Raw genomic sequence first — 14129 nt, 5'->3', positions numbered from 1 at the left:
TTTCGTATTAAATTAGCAACTAGAAGACCCTATGAGTGAAAGCATATTATCCGTTGACCACATACTAACAAATTATTATACATTCGGTAGTTTAATTGTCACTGTCCTCCTTGCGGTCTTGACTACTTTCTTTTTCTCGCTAAAAGACAAAACCGTTGCCACCAAACACATGGCCCTTGCCTGCCTATTTTTGTGTTTGTTTCAGTTTGGATACCTTTTAGGTGCGTTTTACTACCATCCCATCGCATCCTACCATCGTTGGATCACAGGTGGTTTTATTATCTTTGGGATCACACATTTCGGTCAGTTCTTCTTTCGATTTCCTGACAACGAAGATAAAAAAGCAGCATCCATCATGCTCGCAATCCTTCATGCAATCGCCATTGTTGTGGTTCTTTGGTTCCTTGTCACTGTATCACAAGGAGAAAGAAAATACCACTTCACGGCCCACCATTGGGATTTTAACTCCGAAGGTGCAAGTCGGATCTTAAGTTTATTCATCGCAGCCTATTCATTCATCAACTTCCTTGTTCTTCCTGGTTACCGAATCTTACATCTAACTAAGGATAAACGAGGAACTCTTTTCATTATGTTGATTGCAGCACTCATTGCAGCTGTTGTACCAAACATCACTAACGTGATGAGTCGTGATGGCGCGATGGAACGTTCCACTTACCTCACAGCACTTGTATTATTGTTCACTTTAACTTTTTTCATCATCACAATTACCTTTATCAATAATAGTAGTGAACGAACTACCTTTATGGTGAAAATTGTAGGAATTTCCTTTGTAACCATCCTACTCATCATGCAGGCTTTCAGTTACTTGGTAGACCAGGAAAAAGAAACTTCTTATGACAGCACTGCGATTCAAAAGGCCCTTCGTGTTGCCGAAGGTGGGGAAAGGTCAAAGGACATTTTATTTGTCATAGAGTATGATCTAACTAGCCAAAATCTAAAAAAAGCATATTTACCATCTTCCGTAAATATGGATTTACCACTAGTCCAAGCAGATCTTTACAACACTGCTCTTTACGATGAAGTGGTTTCCATTGGCGAAGCAGATTACCGCAATACACTTAAGTCTACCCTTGCAAAAACTCCTTATTATTTTGAAGGTTATAAAAATGCGATCACTCTATTTTTGGATGAAAATCCAGATTCAGAAGGTGCGGAACTAAAAGCAGAAGTTTCCAAACTAATAGAGAAACTCAATCGTAGAACCTTTATCAACACAAACAAACTGGGAGACATTTTACCGGAACAGTTTTGTGAAGAAGGTGTTAAATACGTTGAAAAAGTGAAAAACGTAGACAGTTTCCGTGATGCCATCCTCAAACATGTGAATGATTGTAAATGGGATGGAAAAGAAATTTCAGGAAGGGATCTTCGCGTTGAAATGTTGAAGTTCTTCCGTTATTTCAAACCGGATTTAACTAGACATTATAGAAAAGATTTAGATGGAGTTTCGCATTACGTTGCTTACATGACGTATGATGCGAAGAAAAAAATCAACAGGGAAGTTGGTTTTAATTACCGCGATTACCGCGCTTATATGCATAAGTCAGCAAAGTTAGAACTAATCATTCTAGCGATTGTGATGGTTGTGTTACTTATCATTTTCCCTTTATTCTTCCGGTCAGCACTAGTCAATCCACTCTATGCACTCCTCGCAGGGGTTGAAAAAGTAAACCAAGGAAATTTAGAAGTTGAAGTTCCCATCAAAGTAAATGATGAAATTGGATATTTAGCCGAATCATTTAACGGGATGGTGTCCTCCATTCGTGATGCTAGAAGAGAACTCCAAGACTATGCAGAAAACTTGGAAGAAAAAGTTAAAGAACGAACGAAGGAACTCCAAGAAAAAATGGATGAAATCCATCGTTTGAAAGTACAACAAGATGGTGACTACTTCCTCACTTCACTCCTTGCAAAACCTCTATTTTTTAATGCAAACAAGTCAGATAACATTCGATGTGATTTCTTTGTTCACCAAAAGAAAACCTTTGAATTCCGTAACAAAACCGGAGATTTGGGTGGCGATATTTGTATCACAGGAAACCTAAAATTAGGAAAACCTGATGATTTCCATCGTTATACGATGGTGATGAATGGGGATGCTATGGGTAAATCCATGCAAGGGGCTGGTGGTTCTCTTGTGATGGGTGTGGTCATGAACTCTATCATGGCACGATCTGCCGGTAACAAAAGAATTCTCAACCGTACTCCGGAAGAATGGCTCACAGACGTTTACGAAGAAGTCAATGCCGTATTCAAATCTTTCAGCGGTACTATGGTCATTTCTGCAACGGTAATGTTGATTGATGATGAAAGTGGTAAAATCTGGTATTTCAATGCAGAACACCCTTACAGTATCCTTTACCGCGATGGAAAAGCCTGTTTCATTGAAGATGAATTAAAACTTCGTAAACTTGGTTTGGATTCAGAATACCCATTCGAAGTACAAACCTTCCAACTCCTTCCTGGTGACCAATTGATCCTTGGTTCCGATGGACGTGATGATATTGATTTAACTCCAGACGAAGACGTAAGAACCATCAACGAAGACGAAACTATGGTTCTTCGATTTGTGGAAGAAGCTGATGGTGATATTTACGAAGTTGAAAAGTTAGTCAAAAAATCTGGTGATGTGACAGACGATATCTCTATGTTAAGTGTTGTCTTTAAAAGTGAAAAATCTCCTATTTCTCACAGCCCTGAAAAAGACGATCTTTCTCACCAACCCGTTGATGATTTCTTTGATACCCCAGGTGATGATTGGGATGAAGCACTCACAACATCTGGTGCTTTCGAAGAGGGAAAGGTTCTTTACCAAAATGGAGAAATCGAAAGGGCCATCACAGTGATGAAAAAAGCCTTCCTCGGGGATTCATCCAACCAAAAACTAAACAAGTTTCTTGGCCTTGTCAGTTATAAGGGCAAAGAATACGATATCGCTGCAAAAGTTCTAACTGAGTTCTTAAGAGAAAACGAAGGTTCAGGCGAATATTGGTACTACTTAGCAATGTCTGAGAAAAAACTTGGGAATTACGAAAGTGCTCTGAAAGCAGCTCAAGAAGCTCTCAAGTATGACTCTGAAAATTTCCAAAACTTAATCAACCTTGCGGACGTTAGCCGACTTCTTGGAAATGTAGACCGGGCTGTTACTTATGTAACCCGAGCACAATCTATTGACCCAACAAACAAAAACGTTTTGAAACTTTCTAAGTTATTAGAAAAAGCGACCAGCCTCAATTAATTGAGGTTGGGCCTCTAAATTTTCTAAAAACCAGCTTGCCAGAGAAAAAATTTCTGTCAGAATGATCGAACCCAATTTTATAAAATAAGGATCTATATGAATCAAAAACTTGTTTTAAGTGTATGGACGGCCATCCTCTTCACAGGAAGTTCTCTACTTGCCCAAGAGGCTGACGTTGCAGTGGGAAGATACCTTCCACCTGAAAAAGACTCAGTCATCGAGATTTTCAAATGTGGTGATAAATACTGCGGAAAAACAGTTTGTATCAAAGACAATGCTTACCAGGAAAAAGAAAAAGACAAAGGTGTTCCTGGAACTCCTTACTTAGATCATAACAACGAAGATCCAAAGTTACGTAACCGACCAAACCTTGGTATGGTTTTCATCACAGGTTTTGATTACGCCGGAGAAGGTGTTTATAAAAACGGAAAGATCTACAACCCACGTGATGGTAAAACATACTGCGGAAAATTCACTTCTCTCGAAGGTGGAAACCGTTTGGATTTAAAAGGGACTCTTTGTTCCATTACCTTTATTGGAAAAACCAACAACTGGGTGAAACTTGGTGGTTTGAATTTAGACGACCCAAAATGGGATTGTACTTTCAAAGCTAAAAAATAATCATTCTTATACAAACCTGCCCTCCATAACGGAGGCAGGTTTCTGATTTTACTTTAATCCTCTTCGAAGAACTTCTAATACTTATTTCTTTTCAAAGTCTTTATACAACAAGGAAGGTTGGATGCCTTGATTGGCTTGGTACTTACCTGATTTGTATTCGCTGATTTCCCCTTCTACTGTATGGTAAAAAATTTGGCAAATCTGGACTCCTGAATACACACGAAGCGGATGGGTAACTTGGATTTCTAATGTCCAAAATCCTTTGAATCCTACATCCCCAAACCCAGCGGTGATATGAACAAACATACCAAGTCGCCCAATGGAAGACCGACCCTCTAACATAGGCACTAGGTTATGAGTTTCTGTAAATTCAATGGTTCTTCCTAAATAGAGTTTGCCCGGTTCTAATAATAAACCATCCTCTGGGATCTTTAGATTCTGTACAGGATTTGGTTTTTTCATGTCCAAAGGAAATTCTGAATACACCAATAGATCTTCATGCAAACGTAAGTTATACGAATTTGGATTTAATAGATTCGCATCGTATGGTTCGATTTTAATATCGTTCCCTAGTCTTTTTAAAATTTCTTTTCCGGTTAAAATCACGGATCATTCTCCCTTAAAATTAGGTTTTCTTTTTTCAGCAAACGCTTGTAAGGCTTCTAATCGATCTTTAGTGCCTATTGTCTCAAAATAACACAACCTTTCCCACTCTAGGGCAGACTTCATCGGTAATTCCATCCCACGGCGCACCGCCTTTTTGGCAGCAGAAACAGCGATAGGTGCAGATTCCGATATCTCCCGTGCTAAGGCAAGAGAAGATTCCCTTAAATGGTCAGGTTCCAATACATGCGAAACAAGGCCCTTGGCCATGGCTTCTTTTCCAGTTAGTTTTTTTCCGGAGAATATCCATTCCATGGCTGTTGATTCTCCCACAATGCGAGAAAGTCTCTGGGTTCCCCCTGCTCCCGGAATGATTCCGAGTTTGGTTTCTGTGAGTCCCATCTGGGCAGATTCACTCGCATAACGAATATCACATGATAATGCCATTTCCAATCCGCCGCCAAAAGCAAATCCATTAATGGCCGCAATTGTCGGAATCGGAAGATTTGCCAGTTCAGAAAAACACAAGTTGATGTCTCGGAGGAACCGTTTTACCTGTATGTCTGACATTGACTTTCTTTCTTTTAAATCAGCACCGGATGAAAAAGAATCACCTTTCCCGATAAGAACAAGTGCCCGAGCCGAACTTCCTTTCACCTCTTGGATTTTCGCTCGTAGTTCTTCCAGAAGTTGGATGGAGATTGCATTTTTTGCTTCTGGCCGATTTAATTCTATCAATGCTACATAAGTATGATGGGTTTGAAGGGTGACAGTGTTCATAGAATTTCTCCTGGGCAAAAAAATAGAAATGAAAACAGTTTTGAATTTCCGATAATGGAAGTAGCCGTCATGAGAAGGATTTTATACACAATCGGATTCTCACTAGTACTTGGAAGCAGTTTTTCCTGCACATCCTCTTCTTCTGAAGATCCACTAGCTGCTCTCCTCACTTCACCGCCTGTGGTATCCTCTGTCACTCCGCAGATCGGTACTCCTGCACAAAATAATACAAATGCTATGTATTCTGCGACCGAAGTTTTGATCAAAGGCGAAAACTTTGGAGTGGATACCGTTGTCCGGTTTAACGAAATTGTGGCTGCAATCACACTCAACCTCGGAACAGAACTTTATACGAAAGTTCCCGATGGTGCTTATTCTGGGTTTATTACGGTTTCAAAATCAGGTGGTTCTTGTTTGCCAAACACAAAAACGGGTGTCAACTGTGCAGGAATGGAATACTTTATTGACTGTTATGCGGCTACAAACAAACAATATGGCTCTGAAATTGAATTAAAACAAGGGAGCAGTTTGTCTGTTGAATTTGATGGGCAAGAAACCAAAGCGTTCCATACCGATACATTATTATCATCCAGAAATTTAACCATTGGATGCGAAAGTGCGGTTACCGTCCGAGTGTTTGATCGTTCTTGTAAAGCTACTGACTATGTTTTACAAAACGATCCCATCATTCCTTTTCCAGCAGGAGTTGCGACTCAGTTTTATATCACTGCTGACTCAAAAACTTGTAGTTTAGTCCTTTAGTAAGATTTATTTTTTACAAATCTTTTGAATATAATAATGTTTGCGGCACCCATCCACTCATTCATATGTTCTCGAAAGATTAAATCCCTTGGTTTTGAATTTTTAATTTCCTCATCCAATTCATCATACTTTTGAATGGTTAATTTAGAAATTTCTTTGTATTTCTCTTCAATCATTTCGGTTAGTTTCTTAAGTAATGCCAGGTTGTTTTTTTCTTCACCTACATTTGGCAAAATCACTTCATTCCAATAGTCAATGATGTGTTTTTTTACGTATTCCCCAGGAATCACACGAATTACCTTTTTTCCATCTGTTCCGCGTGCATGGATATAACCAGTGTTTACCTCCATGAGAAACTTTTTGGCAATCATGTAAAAATGAGAAGGCCCCAAATGAAACAAAAACACATATTTAACTTGGTTGGGGATCATCATATTCATTAGGATAATGTTTTCGCAAAATTGAAAAAACTGCTTTAGAAAGTTTTGGTATTCCACTTCAAAATCTTCTGCAGATTTATTTTTCTTTTCTGTACTTGTCATAGAACGAATGAGTTCTGCACGAAGTACTTGTTCATCAGCACCAAGATGTAAATCCAAACTAATGGCCGACTTAAACAAACTTTTTTCTGCTACATATTTATCCAATTCATATCTGAAAAAATAATGTTGGTCCGAATTCCAAGTATACTTTCCATAGGCTTGGATGTAATTAATCACACCGTCTTCTTTCAGTTTAGCCTTTTGGTTGGACGAAGTTGTTTTTTGATTCGAATCTTCAGTATTTTTTTGGATTACTTCATCTGCTTTGTAAACAATTCCTGAATCTTCCGGTTCCAAAGAAGGAGGTTTATCATATAAAGCTTCATCAAAAACGGAAGACAAACGATAGATAATACGATCACGGAACTTTGGTTTGGTGGGTTTGTATTCAGTTAAATAGTTGGGATTATCAATTTGTAAAATAAAACTCATTCGTTTGAGAAAAATCTCAAGTTGGTTTAATCTTTCCAATGCAGGTAAAATTCTGTAGTTTAGTAGAGCATTAGTTTGAAAATCTGGATCACTAAACTTTGCATTCAAAACTGCATCTCGTAAATAAACCCAAGCCTCTTTGCTTTCGATATAAAAATAACGAAGCATTTCAAAGATCAAATGGAATTGAACGTAATCATCCCGACTAACTTCATCTAAGTTACGTGAAAAATAACGAGAGTATTCTTTTCGGACTTGGGCAAACATATGTTTTTCATCCAAGTTAAAAAGAATTTCTTTGATTTTCTTTTGTGCTTTATCTAACTCTTGGTCAAGGTTCTTTCGAAAGGGGAGGAGTTCGCGTTTGTTGGCTTCAGTGAGCCCAGTGCTAAGAAACTGAAGAAAACTTCCCACCAAACTTTGGAATCCGGTGAGGAAGTACACATAACCTTTTTTGAAATCGGTAAGTAGGTCTAATTCGTTCCCACCCCCTTGGTTCTCTGCCGACATACCAAGAGGATAGTAAGTAGGATTTTTAAAAAATCAACAGGATTTAATTGGAATAAAAGATCTCGATTAAATTTTGGCTAGGATCCGCAAAAGTCAAACTCTCTCCAGAATCTGTTCCTTCTGGTCCTTTGATGATCTTTACGTTCTTTTCCTCAAGTTCGCTGATGGCTTCTGTAAAATCATCCACATCCATCACAAAACTAAGGAGAGGGAGAGAACGATCGGAAACTTCTGCCTTTACCAATCGGATACGGAAGGAATCCAGAGAAAGAATTGCCTCAGTAGCCTTCTTTGTCTCCACTTCGAAGTCAAAAATGTCCCGGTAAAAATCGATAGAGGTGTCGAGTTGGGAGACGGGGATACTGACGTGGCCAATGCCTTCTACAATAATCATAATGGAATTACACCTTCGTGAACTTTTCTGTCATCATGCTTGAAAAACCGGCTTTGTCGAGAAAAAAGCAATGTCCCATCACAAACTCGAAACTAAAAATTGAATTTCAATTCCCACTTAGGAAAAAAGAATCAAAATATGAATGTATTTCGGATTTCAGTCATCGTTTTAGCCTTTTTTGCCCTTTCCTGCAAGGAAGCGATCGTTCCTTTTGAAACAGCCCATGAAAACCTCGCGGCAAAACTCCTATCAGAGAACCAAATCCTTCTAGAAGAGTATCTAAAAGACGATCCAAAACCCAATTGGAAAACTTTTTCAGAATCGATAGATGCATTGGTGAGCAATGGGCATCCAAAATTGAAAACCTGGGCAGAATCCCTACGCCCTCTAGTTCCGGCCGCAGGCAGTGACTTAGAATCTAGTTATGAGAAAATTTCCAAAATTCAAGAAATATTGATTCAAATCAAAACTGAAGTACCAAACCAATCTCAGTACAATCGATTTTACTGTCCAATGGTTGATAAATCTTGGGTAATGACAGGAAAAGAAGTAAAAAACCCATACGCTCCAGAAATGAGAGATTGTGGAGAATTATTACAATAAACTATGCCAAAATGTTTTCTCGGTACTTCCCTTTATGATGCCTGCCCTCCCAGTTGCAGGCTATCATTCGCAAAACAAGATGTAGATGAAGATTGTATTGCAAAGGATAAACTTGAGGCATTTTTACAAGATAGAGTTACATTCAAAATTGGATTTTCCGCATTTTCGCAGATCCCGGCAAAAACTCTTGAAAGGTTCATTTGGCATTCCAAAGACAATTTAGAATTAATCTCTTATTTTCTTTATATTGGTGAACCCACTCTCGTAAGGGAAATCATCGAATCGTTTTCGAATCACACACTCAGTTATCTTTTTAAATGTGATTTTGAAAACTACATGAACATTCGCGAATCTATCAAAAGAGAAAAATCTATCAAACATATGTTTGATATTCGAAGTTTCAAATACTGGACTTTTGTTAGTTATTTACGTATCTGTGATTTGATTCAGTATTTTGTTCGTTACTTAAAAGAACCAGAATATGCCTGTCAGTTTATTGTAATTTTACCTTCAGAAATTGTTTCCAATCTCAATAAGTACACTGGCCTCGATTTCGAAGAAGAAAAGTCCTTATACACAGCTCTTGGAGATTCTATCTACGAACTTCCGCTCCAATCACCAAAAATCTACGATCATATGATGCAACTTTTTGCAGAAGATCCAGAGGTTTCAATTATCCTTTCTACGATGGAAGGACTCATTCATAGACAACAATTGATTTTAGAAACAAGTGAAAAACTCATTTCGTATATTGCCGAACATAGAATCGATAAAAACTTTCAGTTTATTTTTTCTGAATTGAATGGAATGGAAATTGGAACCGCCGCTGAAATCCTAAACCAACTTCTCGAAAAAAAAATGATCACAATATCTCAAAAATTAATGATCATCGATTTTCTTGACACTGGTAAATTAGAATTGTAGAATAAACTAACGTTCGTCAGTTTATTCTACTTTTTTCAAATACTAGCCCGCAATTTTAACTTTTTTCGCCAAATAAACGCTAAACAACAAACTAAACACAGAAATCATTCCTACGAGTTCATAGTTCACAAGTTGGTTATCAGCAGATTGTACCAGTATCAATCCCGCAATGTAGGAAGCTGCTCCTGAAGAAATCTGTTGGATGGCGGAATTAACAGACATAAAACTACCACGAATTCTTGGTTCCACTGCAGAAGTGATCATTGCAAACGCAGGAACCATTCGCCCCGAAACCAAAATCATAAATAAAGTTGTGACTGTAAGCACCACAGGTAATGAAGTTTTTGAGAGAGTGACTACAATCACAATCGGAATGACTGCCACAATAGAAATGATTTGGTATACTTTCAATTTTCCATAACGATCTGATAATTTTCCAATGAATCGACTTGTAAAAAAAGTAAACAATCCACCAAAAAAATAAATATATGGGAGTTCATCGATCGCTAAACCAACGTTAGACACTAAAAATGGACTAAGAAAAGGAATGATGGTAAAGCCACCAAACATCAAAAATACCATAAAGATAAACGGAGCAAAGTGATCTTTTTTAGTGATCACTTGTTTTAAGGACTTTAGTTGGGATTGTTTGGGATGAATTTCTGAATCCAAATGGTAACGAATGGATGGTAGTACTTTATAACCGACAGGTAAAATTAAAAACCCAGCAATTGCCAAAGAAAGGAATGGGAAATGCCATCCAAACTTATTTGCCAAAGACAAACCAATGGGGATTCCAATGACCGATGCCACAGAAAAGGAACTCATCACAACACCAGTTGCCGTTCCCCTTCTGAAAACAGGGATGATATCTCCAATGATGGAAAGAACTGTTGCTCCGATCATTCCGCCAAAACCACCGGCAACAACCCTCGCAAAAAGTAAAAATCCGTAATTGGGAGCAAAAGCACAAAGTAAAGTTCCAAAGGAGAACCCAAAGAACAAAACAAGAAGGCTCATTTTGCGATCATAAGAATCTAAAAACAAAGCCCCAATCAGTCCGAACACACCAGCACTGATAGAATAGGAAGAAACAAGTAAGCCAAATGCTGCCGAATCGATTTTGAAACTTTCCATAAACACTGGCCCCAGGGGCATCATGATGACAAAATCCAAGATGTGTAAAAATTGGAGGGCGGCAAGGATGAAGATGATGGCTCTTTCTTTTTGGATGGTATGAAGCGGATGGGTAAGAGGTTGGCTCATAAAACTAATATTGACCAGCCGTTCAAAATTTCCAAAACTATTTAGTTTCGAATTGCCAACTTTTACATTCCGTAATAAATTTCCCTCTATGAAATACGCGTTAATTACAGGTGCTTCCACTGGACTCGGAAAAGATTTTGCTCTGACTTTGGCTAAAAAAGGTTATACCCCTGTTTTAGTTGCTCGAGACTCAAATCGACTAAAAGCCTTAGCTGCAGAAATTAAAAACAAACACGGGATCCAAAGTGTGGTCATAGCTCAAGATTTAGCAAAACCAAACTCAGCCGAAGTTTTATACAAAGCAGTCAAAAAACTAAAGTTATCCATTCACTGTTTGGTGAACAATGCTGGTTTTGGTATCAATGGAGAATTCCATAAAAATTCTTTCGAAAAAGAATCTCAACTGATCCAACTCAACGTAACAACACTTTCCGAACTTTGCCATTTGTTTTTGCAAGATATGGTCGCAGCAAAGGATGGTTATATTCTTAATGTTGCCTCAACTGCTGCCTACCAACCAGGCCCTCTCATGTCGAGTTACTATGCATCAAAAGCCTATGTCCTTTCACTCAGCGAAGGATTGGCAGAAGAAGTGAGAGATTATGGTGTTACAGTCACATGCCTTTGTCCAGGACCAACACAAACTGAATTTTTCGAAAGAGCCAATATGACTAAAATCAATTTAGTAAAGTCATCATTTTTAATTATGAAATCACAAGATGTGGTGGATAGTGGGCTTGATGCATTGTTTAGTAAAAAAGTGATTAAAATTCCTGGTTTTATGAACTTCCTAGTCGCACAATCCGTTCGAATCTCGCCAAGATTTCTCGTTCGAAAAATTGCTAAGTTTTTACACCAAGCAGGATGATTTGACCGAGTCCCAGTTTTCATTTTCCAGTCGATTTCAGTTGTTAGGTGATTTGAATTCAGAAAACAAAATCTACCAAACCAAACAAAATTTGGAAAAAACGGGAAATGAGATTTTTGATCTTACTGGTTCCAATCCTACAAAACTAGGGTTGGAATTTCCGCCTTCCGCATTGTCTCATATATTTTCAAACTTGGATCTTAGCCAATATGAACCCCAAGCCGAAGGTTTGGAATCCACTAGACAGGCCATTGTTGCCGATTACAAAAATCGCGGCATCCAAACAACCACATCCAATTTGATTTTAACGGCGAGTACTTCCGAAGCTTATTCCTATATCTTCAAACTATTTACAAACCCAGGTGATGAAGTCCTCACACCAAACCCTGGTTATCCGCTGTTTAGTTTCCTCATTGGCCTCGAAAATCTAAAGGAAGTCCACTACCCACTCAAAGAAGATCCAGAAACTGGAAACTGGGTTTACTCAGCGGAAACCATCGCCAATTGTATTAGCACAAAAACAAAACTCATAGTCCTTGTGAGTCCAGCAAACCCAACTGGTTCGAGAACCACTGCCCAGTTTTGGAAAGAATGGGAAACACTCGGAATCAAAATTCCCATCCTACTCGATGAAGTTTTTGTGGGTTATGAGTTCTCCGGGGAACCACACCAAATCCCAGAGGCTCCTAATTTTCCTCTCTTCGTTTGTAACGGATTTTCCAAAATGTTGGCCCTTCCTGGATTCAAACTCGGATGGATTCTCCTCCAAAGCCCTGAAGTGTATCAGTCAGAAATTCAAAAAAATTTAAGTTTCATTGCCGATACTTACCTTTCTGTCAATGCACCGGTACAATTGGCTACACCAGAACTTTTTCCTTGGAAAACCATGATTCAAAATCGAATCCGAACAAGAATTATGCGAAACTTAGCCCAATGTATTTTGTTTTCCGAAGAGAATCTTAAGATCATAAATAAACCAGCGATGGAAGCCGGTTGGTATTTTTTAATCGAATTAAATTTGGAAAAAAAAGATGAAGATATAGTTCTAGAAATTTTGACCCAAACAAAGGTTTTTGTCCACCCAGGATCTTGGTACGGATTTTCGCATAACAGATGTATTCTTGTCGTTAGTTTAATTTCTGACGAAGAAGTTTTGCGAAATGGACTACTCGCCCTTCAGACCTTTCTCAAATAATCGATAATTGCAGTTTTTTGTGCCAAAGCATCTGCCTTTCCCAATTCATAAGTTTCTCTAACCCCTTTGGGATTTGTATAGTCAAAGGAAGTGATAGGCAAAGGTTTCGAAGGAGTGATTAAATAAGATCTTGCTAAAAGGTCTGGATCCTTGCCTACAATGGTATTGGGTTCATAATGAATTCCAATAATTTTCGCGTTATGCGAAAAAGTCTCTATCATCATATTATTGGTGAGTCCGCCATCCAAATAATATTCATTCCCAACAGATTGGAAGTCAACAATGGGAGGAATGGAGGAGGAATTCATGATGAATTGTTCGATGGTTTCTGAGTTCACAAAATCTTTTTCTGTAAAATCAACATCTTCCATATTCCATTTTTTGATCATTTCGGCGGTTCGATTGGCAGGGATTCCTTCCGACCGATCCCGATCATCCAAAATAAAAGCTCGTCCCGTTTCAGAAATGAGTCTCGCCAAACGAAACTTATTCTTTAAGGAATCTTCCTTTGGATGAGCTTTCACAGAATGGATCCAAATTTTGGCACCGGACTCCAATACCTTATCGAATTTCATACCAAAACGAATGGTGCGGCGGTACATATCTTCATGAGGGAAAGTGGACTCACCACGAAGGAAGTTCGAAAAATGGAAGTTACGCGAATTCCGTTTTGTGATTTCTTCAAAGTATTCTACAGATTCTTCTTCTGTTTGGGAAAGGATACAAAGTGCCATAGCGGCACCAGCAGAAACACCAGAAAGTTCTGTAAAACGCACTCCCCATTCGCGAAGGGTTTTCCCAACACCTAATGCATAAAAGGCCTTACAACCGCCACCAGCAATCGCAAGCGAAACATCATAAGAAGGAAATATTTTAACTAATGTTTGTAAAACTTGTTCTCTAACGCCCATAAAATCGACAAATTCTATTCCCCTTCCCATCGAAAGCATAGAGTGTTGTTTTCTCCTAAAAATCTGTCAAAGTATAAACTAGCACGACAATCGTCTTCTGTCGCCAGGAAGAAATCATATCCACCAGCCGGATATTTGATTTTGCAACATCCCTTTTTGTCCTTTCTATCGGGAGGTTGTCTCACCGATTTATCCTGTCCTTTCAGATCCCCTAGTGTTGGAGGTAACTCTTGTCTCGAATCAGCAATCCCTTCCGATACAAAGATCACAAAAAACAATAGAAGTAAGAAAATAGTTCGCATTCTATACAAATAGACAGGCCGAGAGATGGACAAGTTCAGTGATTCCTCTAAAATTGATGGCGTAGGATCAATCGTGCAATCTGTATTTCTAATGGATAGGAAATATTTTTCTTTACCCATTTCTTAAATCTAATATAATCTCCCCACTAATCATCCT

At 38.5% G+C, this 14129-nt stretch carries 14 protein-coding genes; 7 read left to right on the top strand and 7 right to left on the bottom strand.

All coding sequences use genetic code 11. The features are described from left to right. The first annotated feature begins 31 nt into the window (after nucleotides 1–31). Together EHQ16_RS07595 and EHQ16_RS07590 are read left to right on the top strand one after the other, a co-directional pair. Nucleotides 32–3259 carry a SpoIIE family protein phosphatase gene (locus tag EHQ16_RS07595; protein ID WP_135634189.1) on the top strand — a complete coding sequence of 1076 codons (3228 nt, stop codon included), beginning with the start codon at nucleotides 32–34 and terminating at the stop codon, nucleotides 3257–3259. Nucleotides 3260–3355: 96 nt separating this feature from the next. After that, nucleotides 3356–3880 carry a DUF2147 domain-containing protein gene (locus tag EHQ16_RS07590; RefSeq protein WP_100789103.1) on the top strand — a complete coding sequence of 175 codons (525 nt, stop codon included), beginning with the start codon at nucleotides 3356–3358 and terminating at the stop codon, nucleotides 3878–3880. A gap of 81 nt (nucleotides 3881–3961) precedes the next feature. Here the strand turns inward: EHQ16_RS07590 and dcd are convergent, their stop codons facing one another. Next, nucleotides 3962–4486 (bottom strand): dCTP deaminase, encoded by a 525-nt coding sequence (gene dcd / locus EHQ16_RS07585; RefSeq protein WP_135634191.1) that lies wholly within the window; start codon nucleotides 4484–4486, stop codon nucleotides 3962–3964. 3 nt (nucleotides 4487–4489) lie between these two features. After that, nucleotides 4490–5263: an enoyl-CoA hydratase-related protein gene (locus tag EHQ16_RS07580; RefSeq protein ID WP_135634193.1), complete on the bottom strand. Its 774-nt coding sequence runs from the start codon at nucleotides 5261–5263 to the stop codon at nucleotides 4490–4492. Nucleotides 5264–5332: 69 nt separating this feature from the next. On the opposite strand from EHQ16_RS07580, the gene EHQ16_RS07575 reads away from it, so the two are divergent. Further along, nucleotides 5333–6025 carry an LIC10067 family putative lipoprotein gene (locus tag EHQ16_RS07575; protein ID WP_135634195.1) on the top strand — a complete coding sequence of 231 codons (693 nt, stop codon included), beginning with the start codon at nucleotides 5333–5335 and terminating at the stop codon, nucleotides 6023–6025. Here the strand turns inward: EHQ16_RS07575 and EHQ16_RS07570 are convergent. Beyond that, nucleotides 6022–7509, bottom strand: coding sequence for a hypothetical protein (locus tag EHQ16_RS07570; RefSeq protein ID WP_135634197.1), 1488 nt, complete (start codon nucleotides 7507–7509; stop codon nucleotides 6022–6024). The two genes, EHQ16_RS07575 and EHQ16_RS07570, sit on opposite strands and share 4 nt — an antisense overlap. Before the next feature lie 43 nt (nucleotides 7510–7552). Beyond that, nucleotides 7553–7903, bottom strand: a complete 351-nt coding sequence (locus tag EHQ16_RS07565; protein WP_004784589.1) for a VOC family protein — start codon at nucleotides 7901–7903, stop codon at nucleotides 7553–7555. A gap of 99 nt (nucleotides 7904–8002) precedes the next feature. Here EHQ16_RS07565 and EHQ16_RS07560 point away from each other — a divergent pair, with 99 nt between their 5' ends. Together EHQ16_RS07560 and EHQ16_RS07555 are read left to right on the top strand one after the other, a co-directional pair. Continuing rightward, nucleotides 8003–8506 carry a DUF3347 domain-containing protein gene (locus EHQ16_RS07560; RefSeq protein ID WP_135634199.1) on the top strand — a complete coding sequence of 168 codons (504 nt, stop codon included), beginning with the start codon at nucleotides 8003–8005 and terminating at the stop codon, nucleotides 8504–8506. A 3-nt stretch (nucleotides 8507–8509) separates the two neighbouring features. After that, nucleotides 8510–9430, top strand: a complete 921-nt coding sequence (locus tag EHQ16_RS07555; protein ID WP_135634201.1) for a hypothetical protein — start codon at nucleotides 8510–8512, stop codon at nucleotides 9428–9430. A 42-nt stretch (nucleotides 9431–9472) separates the two neighbouring features. Here EHQ16_RS07555 and EHQ16_RS07550 read toward each other — a convergent pair whose 3' ends face one another. After that, complete coding sequence (locus EHQ16_RS07550) at nucleotides 9473–10696, bottom strand: MFS transporter (protein WP_135634203.1); 1224 nt, start codon at nucleotides 10694–10696, stop codon at nucleotides 9473–9475. 88 nt (nucleotides 10697–10784) lie between these two features. On the opposite strand from EHQ16_RS07550, the gene EHQ16_RS07545 reads away from it, so the two are divergent. Together EHQ16_RS07545 and EHQ16_RS07540 are read left to right on the top strand one after the other, a co-directional pair. Continuing rightward, nucleotides 10785–11564, top strand: a complete 780-nt coding sequence (locus EHQ16_RS07545; RefSeq protein WP_135634205.1) for an SDR family NAD(P)-dependent oxidoreductase — start codon at nucleotides 10785–10787, stop codon at nucleotides 11562–11564. Nucleotide 11565: 1 nt separating this feature from the next. After that, entirely contained in the window at nucleotides 11566–12759 is a 1194-nt protein-coding gene (locus EHQ16_RS07540; protein ID WP_135634207.1) for a pyridoxal phosphate-dependent aminotransferase, read from the top strand. Here the strand turns inward: EHQ16_RS07540 and EHQ16_RS07535 are convergent. Together EHQ16_RS07535 and EHQ16_RS07530 are read right to left on the bottom strand one after the other, a co-directional pair. Then, a complete protein-coding gene (locus EHQ16_RS07535) occupies nucleotides 12741–13709 on the bottom strand; it encodes a patatin-like phospholipase family protein (RefSeq protein WP_135634209.1) in 969 nt (322 codons plus the stop codon). The genes EHQ16_RS07540 and EHQ16_RS07535 overlap by 19 nt on opposite strands. Next, nucleotides 13685–14092: an LIC_11321 family protein gene (locus tag EHQ16_RS07530; RefSeq protein WP_244241971.1), complete on the bottom strand. Its 408-nt coding sequence runs from the start codon at nucleotides 14090–14092 to the stop codon at nucleotides 13685–13687. The genes EHQ16_RS07535 and EHQ16_RS07530 overlap by 25 nt, the downstream gene beginning before the upstream one ends. Between the last annotated feature and the right edge of the window lie 37 nt (nucleotides 14093–14129).

Source organism: Leptospira kanakyensis (genome assembly GCF_004769235.1).
GTDB lineage: Bacteria > Spirochaetota > Leptospiria > Leptospirales > Leptospiraceae > Leptospira_A > Leptospira_A kanakyensis.
This window is presented reverse-complemented; position numbering and strand designations above follow the sequence as displayed.

Bases quoted from the DNA above. Each gene is read 5' to 3' on its own strand.
- EHQ16_RS07580 (WP_135634193.1), bottom strand. From the start codon at position 5,263: ATGAACACTGTCACCCTTCAAACCCATCATACTTATGTAGCATTGATA.
- EHQ16_RS07550 (WP_135634203.1), bottom strand. From the start codon at position 10,696: ATGAGCCAACCTCTTACCCATCCGCTTCATACCATCCAAAAAGAAAGA.
- EHQ16_RS07565 (WP_004784589.1), bottom strand. From the start codon at position 7,903: ATGATTATTGTAGAAGGCATTGGCCACGTCAGTATCCCCGTCTCCCAA.
- EHQ16_RS07575 (WP_135634195.1), top strand. From the start codon at position 5,333: ATGAGAAGGATTTTATACACAATCGGATTCTCACTAGTACTTGGAAGC.
- EHQ16_RS07595 (WP_135634189.1), top strand. From the start codon at position 32: ATGAGTGAAAGCATATTATCCGTTGACCACATACTAACAAATTATTAT.
- EHQ16_RS07555 (WP_135634201.1), top strand. From the start codon at position 8,510: ATGCCAAAATGTTTTCTCGGTACTTCCCTTTATGATGCCTGCCCTCCC.
- EHQ16_RS07570 (WP_135634197.1), bottom strand. From the start codon at position 7,509: ATGTCGGCAGAGAACCAAGGGGGTGGGAACGAATTAGACCTACTTACC.
- EHQ16_RS07545 (WP_135634205.1), top strand. From the start codon at position 10,785: ATGAAATACGCGTTAATTACAGGTGCTTCCACTGGACTCGGAAAAGAT.
- EHQ16_RS07530 (WP_244241971.1), bottom strand. From the start codon at position 14,092: ATGGGTAAAGAAAAATATTTCCTATCCATTAGAAATACAGATTGCACG.
- EHQ16_RS07535 (WP_135634209.1), bottom strand. From the start codon at position 13,709: ATGCTTTCGATGGGAAGGGGAATAGAATTTGTCGATTTTATGGGCGTT.
- EHQ16_RS07590 (WP_100789103.1), top strand. From the start codon at position 3,356: ATGAATCAAAAACTTGTTTTAAGTGTATGGACGGCCATCCTCTTCACA.